The sequence below is a fragment of the Lapillicoccus sp. genome, from assembly GCF_039935575.1.
Lineage (GTDB): Bacteria > Actinomycetota > Actinomycetes > Actinomycetales > Dermatophilaceae > Lapillicoccus.
Window position 1 is genome coordinate 1 of sequence record NZ_JBDTKA010000085.1, and the last position, 8,810, is coordinate 8,810.

At 66.6% G+C, this 8,810-nt stretch carries 6 protein-coding genes and 1 pseudogene; 1 reads left to right on the top strand and 6 read right to left on the bottom strand.

The features are described from left to right. Positions 1-945 (top strand): annotated as a pseudogene (locus ABI385_RS10900) (glycoside hydrolase family 43); the annotation flags it as partial. 109 nt (positions 946-1,054) lie between these two features. On the opposite strand, the gene ABI385_RS10905 reads toward ABI385_RS10900, so the two are convergent. The 6 genes from ABI385_RS10905 to ABI385_RS10930 all read right to left on the bottom strand — a co-directional run bounded on the left by ABI385_RS10905 (position 1,055) and on the right by ABI385_RS10930 (position 8,202). Next, positions 1,055-2,077, bottom strand: a complete 1,023-nt coding sequence (locus ABI385_RS10905) for a LacI family DNA-binding transcriptional regulator (protein ID WP_348103779.1) — start codon at positions 2,075-2,077, stop codon at positions 1,055-1,057. Between the two features lie 25 nt (positions 2,078-2,102). Next, on the bottom strand, positions 2,103-3,956 hold the full coding sequence (locus ABI385_RS10910) for a sugar-binding domain-containing protein (RefSeq protein WP_348103780.1): 1,854 nt from the start codon (positions 3,954-3,956) through the stop codon (positions 2,103-2,105). A 72-nt stretch (positions 3,957-4,028) separates the two neighbouring features. Further along, complete coding sequence (locus ABI385_RS10915; protein WP_348103781.1) at positions 4,029-4,961, bottom strand: carbohydrate ABC transporter permease; 933 nt, start codon at positions 4,959-4,961, stop codon at positions 4,029-4,031. Between the two features lies 1 nt (position 4,962). Next, positions 4,963-5,886, bottom strand: a complete 924-nt coding sequence (locus tag ABI385_RS10920) for a sugar ABC transporter permease (RefSeq protein WP_348103782.1) — start codon at positions 5,884-5,886, stop codon at positions 4,963-4,965. Between the two features lie 11 nt (positions 5,887-5,897). Continuing rightward, a complete protein-coding gene (locus tag ABI385_RS10925; RefSeq protein ID WP_348103783.1) occupies positions 5,898-7,184 on the bottom strand; it encodes an extracellular solute-binding protein in 1,287 nt (428 codons plus the stop codon). A gap of 457 nt (positions 7,185-7,641) precedes the next feature. Continuing rightward, a complete protein-coding gene (locus ABI385_RS10930; RefSeq protein ID WP_348103784.1) occupies positions 7,642-8,202 on the bottom strand; it encodes a GNAT family N-acetyltransferase in 561 nt (186 codons plus the stop codon). Positions 8,203-8,810 lie beyond the last annotated feature (608 nt).

Sequence of the window (8,810 nt, forward strand, 5' to 3'; positions counted from 1 at the left end):
GTCGCCCTGGTCGTTGACCCGGTGACTAGGTCGGCTTGGCTGCAGGACTGGCGCCGCGGCCGGCTGGCGGGGCAGAGTCGGGCCACGCTGCCTGCCGCGTTCGACGCATCGACCTGGCACGCGCTGAGCCTGACCGTCCGCGGCGGCACGGCGACTGCGCAGCTCTCGTCCGCCCGGCTTGGTGACCCGATCGTGTCGCTTTCCCTTGGCGTCGCAGACCTGTCGCTGCCAGCTCAAGGTGGGGCGCTGGCGGCGTCGGCCCGGGTCGGCGTCGACAACCTCGCCGTCCTGCCGGCTGCGGCGCTGGTGACCCACCGGGTCATCCCGAAGGTCCCGAACCGGTTGGACCCCAACGCGAGCGACGAGTTCACCGGCCCGTCCTTGCAGCCCGGGTGGTCGTGGGTGCGGCCGGACCCCAACGCCGTCATCACGGGGGGCGCGCTGACGTGGCCCACCGAGGCGGCCGATCTCACCGGCACCAGCAACAACGCGGGCTTACTGCTGCGCGACCCGGGCAGCGGCGACTGGGCGGTCGAGACAAAGGTGAACCTCGACGTCGGCGTCGACACCGTCCGCAACTTCTTGCAGGCCGGACTCATCGCCTACGTCAATGACGACCTGTTCACCCGACTCTCGCACGTCGCGATCTGGGATACCCGACAGGTCGAGTTCGGCAAGGAGATGACGTATGCCGGTCGGCTCTCTTACGGTGGCACGATCGTCGGTCCGCCGGCAGCCACCACCTGGCTGCGGCTGACGCACTCCCTTGACCCGGTCACCGGCGAGCATGTCCTCCGGGCCTGGAGCAGCCGGGACGGCGTCAGCTGGGTCGAGGGTGGTGTGTGGACGCTGCCGGCCGGCTCGAGCCTGCGCGTCGGCCTGGTGTCGATGGGCGGGGCCGGAGCGACCGCGACATTCGACTACTTCCGGCTCTACCGCGACTGAGGTACATCAAACACGGGCAGCGAGACCGCGTGGACGTATACCCCGCAACGAGGACGCGAACATGAGTTCGTGACTCCAGCCTGTCCGTCCAAGATCGTATGCTGCGCCCTCAGGGGGAGGAGTTGCGCACCACGAGGTGGTGTTCGACGACGATGTCCTGGGGCGGGCGGTTGGGGTCGGCGATCCGGTTGACGAGCAGGTCGACGGTATGGGCCGCGATCTGCTCGACGTGTGCGTCGACCGTCGTCAACGGCGGTGCGGTGTAGGCCGAGCCTGGGACGTTGTCCCACCCGGTGACGGCGACATCGTCGGGTACCCGGCGCCCGGTGTCGCGAAGGTACTTCAAGGCGCCGATGGCTAGGACGTCGTTGACGCAGACAATCGCATCAATGTTCGGGGTTTTCGCCATGAGCCGCGTGGCGCCCCGAACGCCGTGCACGTGGTCGAAGTCCTGTGCGTCCACCTGGAGGTCGTCGCGGACCTCGATACCGGCGCGCTGCAGCGCGTTCTGGTAGCCCCGTAACCGGACCCCGCTGGGCTGGCCCGGCTCGGCTCGGGTGCCGAGGAAGGCGATCGTGCTGCGGCCGGCGGCGAGTAGGTGGCTGGTGATCTCATCCGCCGCCTCGACGTTGTCGATGCTGACCCGGTCGAGCGGAGTGTGCTCGAGGTTCTCACCGACTAGCACGACTGGTTTACGCGCGGCGATGTCGGCCAGCTCGGTGGGGGTGACGTGGCTGGGATGGAAGATCACCCCGTCGAACGCGAAACGGAACAGCGCCGCCGCCGCCTGTCGCTCGTCGCGCGGTTCCAGACCGGCGCTCTCGACGAAGACGGCGTAGCCGCGTGCCGAGGCCGCCTCGAACGTCGCCTTGATCAGCATGGCGAAGTAGGGGTTAAGGATGTCCGGGACGACCAGGGTAAGGGTCTGGCTGTGTCCCTGACGCAGCTGCCGAGCGGCCAGGTCTGGTCGGTAGTCAAGCTCGTCGATCGCGTCGATGACCCGCTGTCGTGTCTCCGCCCTGACGTTGGGACGGTTATGCACGACGTTGGTCACCGTCTTCCACGACACCCCGGCTCGGGCCGCGACATGTTTGATGGTGACCCCGGGGCGCTGGGCGGCCGGAGAGCTCATGGCGACGTGGCACCCCCGACCCGGTTTAGGAGTCCCCGTGCTCGTACGCGGCCGGCCGCTGTTGTGCCTTGCGGATGCGCTCGACGTCCAGCTTCGCGCCGCGGTCGAACCGGTAGATGCCGTTCTTCTCCTGCATGACGTCGGTCAGCTGGGTGTAGCAGTAGCCGAACATTTCCGGGTCGTCCAGCAGGACCCCGGTCAGTCCCTCGAAGCGTGAGTGGAACTCTTCCTCGTCGCGAACCTTCTGACCGTAACCCCACGATTCGTAGGGGTCGTTGTGCTCGGCACTATCCGCCTGCTTAGCGGCGGCTTCCGGGTCCCACCACACGCCGCCGAACTCGGAGACGAAGTACGGTTGCCCGCGGTACGGGCTCGAGATGGTCGCGCCGGGTGTGTGCTGCGAGCGGTTGACGTAGGGGTTCCCGTCGGAGAGGCCGCCGACCTGCTGGGCGAACGTGGCCGGCTGCTGCTCGTAGTTGTGTGAGTCGTAGATGTCCGTGGTGAGCACCCGGTGCGAGTAGCCGGAGGCGTCGATGACGGGCCTCGTCGGGTCGGCGAGCTTGGTGGCGAGGAACATCGCTGCGGTCACGTCGTCGAGCACCGTGATCCGGTCGTGCAGCACCTGGTCGGTCTCGTTCAGCGGGCACCAGCCGATGATGGCTGGATGGTTGACGTCTCGTTCGAGTACTTCCAGCCACTGCGCGACGAACGCCGCCGTCGGTTGCTGGGTGTGCCCCGGCACGCCTTGACCGCGCACCCCCCAGTCGCCGAACTCGGCCCAGACCAGGTACCCGAGACGGTCTGCGTGGTAGAGGTAGCGCTCTTCGAAGACCTTCTGATGCAGGCGGGCCCCGTTGAACCCGGCAGCGAGGCCGAGCTCGATGTCGCGGATAAGCGCCTCGTCGCTCGGGGCCGTCATGAGCGTGTCGGGCCAATAGCCCTGGTCCAGGACCAGCCGCTGGAACACCGGCTCACCGTTGATCAGCACCCGCCGCCCGTCGATAGCCACCGAACGCAGCCCGCAGTAGCTGCCCACCGCGTCGACGACGTGGCCGTGCTCGTCGAGGAGGGTCACGCTCAGGTCGTACAGGTGGGGGTCCTGCGGTGACCACGGGCGGACCCGCTCTCGCGGCACGCTGAGCTGTGCCGTCGGCGTGAGGTCGAGGTCCGCCGGCGTGCCCGCCGTGGTGACCACCCCGTCGGCGTCCCGCAGCTCGACCTGGAGCGCGTATCCGGGTTTGTTCGCGTTGAGGATGGTTTCGACGGTGAACTGACCCGTGGCGAAGTGCGGGGTCACGGTGATGCGTCGGATGTAGGTCTGAGGGACCGGCTCGAGCCACACGCTCTGCCAGATGCCGGTGGTGCGGGTGTAGTAGGCCGCCGAGTTGTCGTACCACGTTGCCTGCTTACCCCGGGCCTGCAAGCCGTGCTGGGAGTCCCGGGCGCGTACCACGAGGCGCACCCGCGTCCCGGGTACCGCAACGTCGGTCAGCTCCACCGAGAACGACGTGAACCCGCCCCTGTGGCGCCGTACCTCCTGCCCGTCGACCCAGACCGTCGTGTCGTAGTCGACGGCGCCGAAGTGCAGCAGCACCCGCCGGCCCGTCCATTCCGGTGGGATGTCGACCCAGCGGGCGTACCAGACCGCCTCGAGGAAGTCGGTGTTGTGGACGCCGGACGCTTCTGCTTCGGGGACGAAGGGCACCAGAATGATGTTGGCGAGCGTGTCCTGATCGAGCAGTCCCCGTTCGAGACCGGTGTCGCCCTGGTCGATCTCGAACTCCCATTTCCCGTTGAGGTTGCGCCACGTCGGGCGGGTCAGCTGCGGGCGGGGATAGTCAGGGCGAGGCTGGCTGGCAGTCTCGTGAGCATCGTTCACGGTCGGTCTACCTGTCCGGGTGCAGGGGCATGAACGTGGGCCGGGGCAGGCAGGCCGCAAATGCGCGGTCGGTCACTGGCCGGCGATGCCCGTGGTGGCGATGCCCTTGACGATCTGGCGCTGGAAGAACGTGAAGATGATGAGCAGGGGTGCGGCGGCGATGACCGCCGACGCCATGGTCTGCGCGTACTGCACTCCGTAGGCGTTCTTGACCGTGGCGATGCCCACCGGCATCGTCATCAGGTTCGGGTCGTTGACGACGATGAACGGCCACAGGAAGTTGTTCCAAGCGCCGATGAAAGTGAAGATCGCGACGGCGACCAGGATCGGCCGGGACAACGGCAGAATGATCGACCACATCACCCGCAACGAGCTGGCGCCGTCGATCCGTCCGGCCTCTTCCAGCTCCTGCGGGACGCCGTCGAAGAAGCGTTTGAGGATGAAGACGTTCACCGGCACGATCAGCTGCGGCAGGATGATGCCCCACAGGGTGTCCACGAGGCGCAGGCTGAGCATCTCCCGGAACAGCGGCACGATGAGGATCTGTGCGGGAATCATGATCGACGCCAGCGTTAGGGCGGTCAGGAGCTTCTGCCCCTTGAAGTCCAACCTTGACAGGGCGTAGGCGGCCAGCGCGCAGATCGCCACCGTCAGCGCGGTGATGACCACGGCGGTGATGACGCTGTTGAACAGCCACCGGGGCAGCCCGCCGGCGCTGAGGACCTGGGAGTATGCGGAGAGGGTGAACCCGTGCTCCGGCAGGATCTGCAGCGGCACCGCCGAGGCGTCCGCCTCCGACTTCAGCGAGGTCAGGATGGCCCACACCATCGGCAGGATCCACAGCAGCGAGAACAGGATCAGGGCGATCAGGGCGACCCACCGGGCGACGCGCGAGCCGCCGAGCATCACCGATGCGGTGCGGTCCCGGTCGATCCTGCGCTGCAGGCGGGCCGCGCCACGAGGAGCCGGCACCACCGTCGGGGGGGTCTGGAGGGTGGTCGTCATGTCAGCGTTCCCTTCGGGACCACAGGGCCTGGGCTAGGGAGAAAATGAGGATGAGCAGGAAGAAGATGAACGAGATGGCCGCGGCGTATCCCAGGCGGTAGCCGGTGAACCCGACGTCGTAGATGTAGACGAGGGTGGACCGGGTGGAGTTGTTCGGGCCGCCCTGGGTGAGCAGGTAGATCTGGTCGAACACCTTCAGGGATGCCAGGACCTGCAGGATGACCACCAGCCCGGTCGTCTTGGTGAGCAGCGGCAAGGTGATGCTCCACAGCCGCCGCAGCGGTCCGGCGCCGTCGAGTGAGGCCGCCTCATACAGATGCTCTGGGATGGCCTGGATTGCGGCGAGGTAGAGCAGAAAGTTGAAGCCCAGCGTCCACCAGACCGTGGTGATCGCGACCGACCACATGGCGATCTTCTCGTCGGTGAGCCACCCGACTGGTCCGATCCCCAACCAGTGCAGGATCGTGTTGGCCAGACCGCCTTCCGGGGTGTACAGCCACCCCCAGATTGCTGCCACCACCGACGAGGCCAGCATGAATGGGGCGAAGAACGACAGCCGCCACCACCACTGGCCCGGGAGGCCGGTCGCGACCAGCAGGGCGACGATCAGCGAGACGACGACCAAGGGGACCGTCGTGATCAGCGTGAAGAACAAGGTGTTGCCGATCGTGCGCCACATCATCGGGTCGCTGAACGCGGCCGCGTAGTTGGCGAACCCGGCCCACGAGCCGTTGCGTCCGGTGAGGCTGGCGTCAGTGAAGCTCATCCACAGCCCGTAGATCAGCGGCCAGCCGAGGAAGAGGGCGAAGACGAGCAAGTACGGTCCGGTGAACCATCCGACGCTGAAGAAGCCGGGCTGCTTGCGGTGATTCAGCTCCTGCCGCTGTGCGCCGGCAGGGCTTCGGAGCGTGGTCGCGGTTGCCATGACAGTCCTTCTCAGGCCGGGTTCGGGATCTTGAGCATGGTCGTGATGGTGTCGAGCATCGAGGTCGCGCACTGGGCCGGGGTGACCTGGCCCATGAACGCCTGCTGCAGCCGGGTGGACATCTGGTTCTGGAAGTCGCTGCCCGCCCCCGAGAACCACACCGGCGGGTCCAGGAAGACGCTTTCCGCCGCCGCGGCATACTCCGACTGCGGCTTCAGGTCCAGGTATGCCTGTTCCTTGGTCACCGGAAGGTAGGCCGGGATGTGGCCGCCCTGGGCCCAGAGCAGTCCTTCCTTGACCAGCCCCGTCACCAGCTCGTAGGTGTGAGCGAGCCGCGCGTCATCCTGAGCGAAGCGGGTGGGCAGCACAAAGGAATGCGAGTCGGCGTAGTTCGCGGGAGTTCCGAACATCGTCGGCATCGGCGTAGCTGCGAGATGGGGGATGGCCTTCTTGAACGACGGCGTCTCCCATTCGCCCGAGAGAATCATCCCGGTCGCGCCGCTGGTGAAGTAGGAGATCGCTCCCGCGTAGTCCAGGGTCTTCGGGGCGATCTTGCCGTCCAGCATCTTGGTGATGAACGTGATGACCTGGGCCGCCTTATCGGTGTCCCACTGGGCGCTCTGGCCCGTCTCGAAGCTGTACTTGCCGCCGGTCTGACCGTAGAGGCCCCAGAAGAGCCGCCACGCTTGCGCGGTGTCGAGTACGTAGCCGAAGGAGATCCCCGCCTTGCCGGTCACCTCGGCCATCTTCGTGCCGGCCTCCAGGAACTGGTCCGTCGAGGTGATCGGTGTGATGGACCCGTCGGTGGCCACCATCCCGGCCTTCTCGGCGATGTCGAGGTTGTAGAAGGCAACAAACGGATGCGTGTCCAGTGGCAACGAGTACAGCTGCCCTTGGTAAAGGCAACGCTTCCACAGCGCCGGCGAGACGGACTGCTCGGTGATGCCCAGCGACGCCAGATGGGTCAGGTCGTACGGCACCAGGAGGCCACCGGGTGCGTACCCGCTCAGCCGAGAGACGTGCAGGACCGCGGCGTCCGGGGGACGTCCCCCGACGGAGGCCATCGCCAGCTTGGTGTAGTACGGCGAGCCCCAGGCAAGGGTGGTCGCCTGGACATTGAGGCCCGGGTTCTTTTGCTCGACGTTCGCAATCATCTGGCTCACGTTCGCGCCGTCAGCGCCACTGAACAGGTGCCAGAACGTGAGCTGGTCCGCCGCACCGGAACCGCTGCTGCCACAGGCGCCCAGACCCCCTACGGCAGCCAACCCCGCCGCGCCGCCGAGGATGCCCTTAAGCACCGTTCGCCGATCTAACGCGCCATCCGACCCGACCATGAGAACCCCTTTTGTCCTGAATCTCACGTGAGACTCCACCTCCTGACCCGTCGCTGTCAAGAGCCGTAGGTTCGCCGTTACGTCGACCGGATGGATCGCCACGCCGCGATCGATCGTCGCGACATCTACCGGCGCAAGAGCCGAGACGTGTTGGCCATGGGGGTGGCCTGGAGCGCGTGCACGCGCTGGTTCGTCGAAGCCGACTAATCGTGTGCCGCAGCCAGCAAGCTGTCAGCGACCAGACGTCCTTGCTGGTGGCCGTGTTCGCCGCCACGTGTCGGACTTGTTAATGCGGTTCCCTGCCGGCGCCGCAGAGCGGTTGCTGGACGAAGGCCGATCACCGAGTTCCAGCCGACCAGTGCGACATCGGTAATGCCTTCACAGGCCACCTCGGTCGACTGATGGACTCACGGGCGGCGTGTCACCGGGGCCCTGCTTCGGACGTCAGACGCGGTGGTGATGACGAGGGCACCGACCTCGGGTCGTCGGCGAGGGACTGCACCATAGCGATCTCCTGGTCGCCGAACTCTCGGTCTTCTGTCCGGGTGGTCCGACGCTGCGACGTCACGCGAAATCCGGCGTTGCTCGCGAATGCGATCGCGCGGCCGTTCTCGGTGCTGACCCAGTAGAACAAGTGTGTGCAGCCGTCCTGAACCGCCTGGTCTGCGGCGGCCTGAGCCAAGCGTGAAGCTATCCCTGTATTGCGCACTTCAGGTTTCACCCAAAGGTCACAGAGGTCAGCGGACTGTGTCGCTGCGTCATTCATCATGACGGAGGCAACTCCGAGCGGCGTTCCTTCACGCTCGGCAAGTAACCGGTCGGCCTGTCCCATACAGTCTCGCCAGTGCGGTTCTAGCTTCGTGGCTTCTTCAGCGTAAGTGGCTTGGAAAGCCTGCGGTGATTCTTGCAGTGCCGCCAGTCGGACTTCGCGGTAGTCACGCCAGTCTTCCACTCGCAGTAAACGTACAGAGATCTCGCTCATCCCCCATGTTCGCAGGTCGCCCACTGCTTCACCAGAGCCGCCGTCGGCTGTAGAGCGTGATTAGTGTCACGCGCTTCGGGCGACGGGACTGGTCGAGTGTCCGGCCCTGTGTCATTTTCCAAAACGGTTGGCGGCCAACGGTTTTGATTTGCCTCGCCGAGTCTCCCTCGCAAGCGGGGGCACCCCCAGTCGATGCCCCGCACACGCACCGGCGGCAGCGACGGCGCCAACGTCTGGTGGAACGGCAGCGGTTCCATGAACGAACCCCGCGGGCAGGCCACCTCCTGACACTCCGCTGGCGCTTTTCGCCAGGGCAGCCAGACCGCTGCCTCGCACCTGACCGCGGTGGGATTCCACCTCGAGGTGCTGCGGGATGCACATCTCGTGGTGAGAGGCCCATACCCGCAGCAGGGCGTCGGCCGCCCGCGGACCGCATACGCGCCGGTCTCCGTCGGCCGGGTGGGTGAGGGGCGGGTACGTCCTACGAAGGCCTGGTCGAATGCTGGCCGACCAGCTCGTGCCCGCCACCCAGGGCGCTGACCGGGGTGTCGACGAGGCCGCGCCAGGTGACCGGTGTGTTCGCCGAGATGGGGTTCGAGCCTGATCTG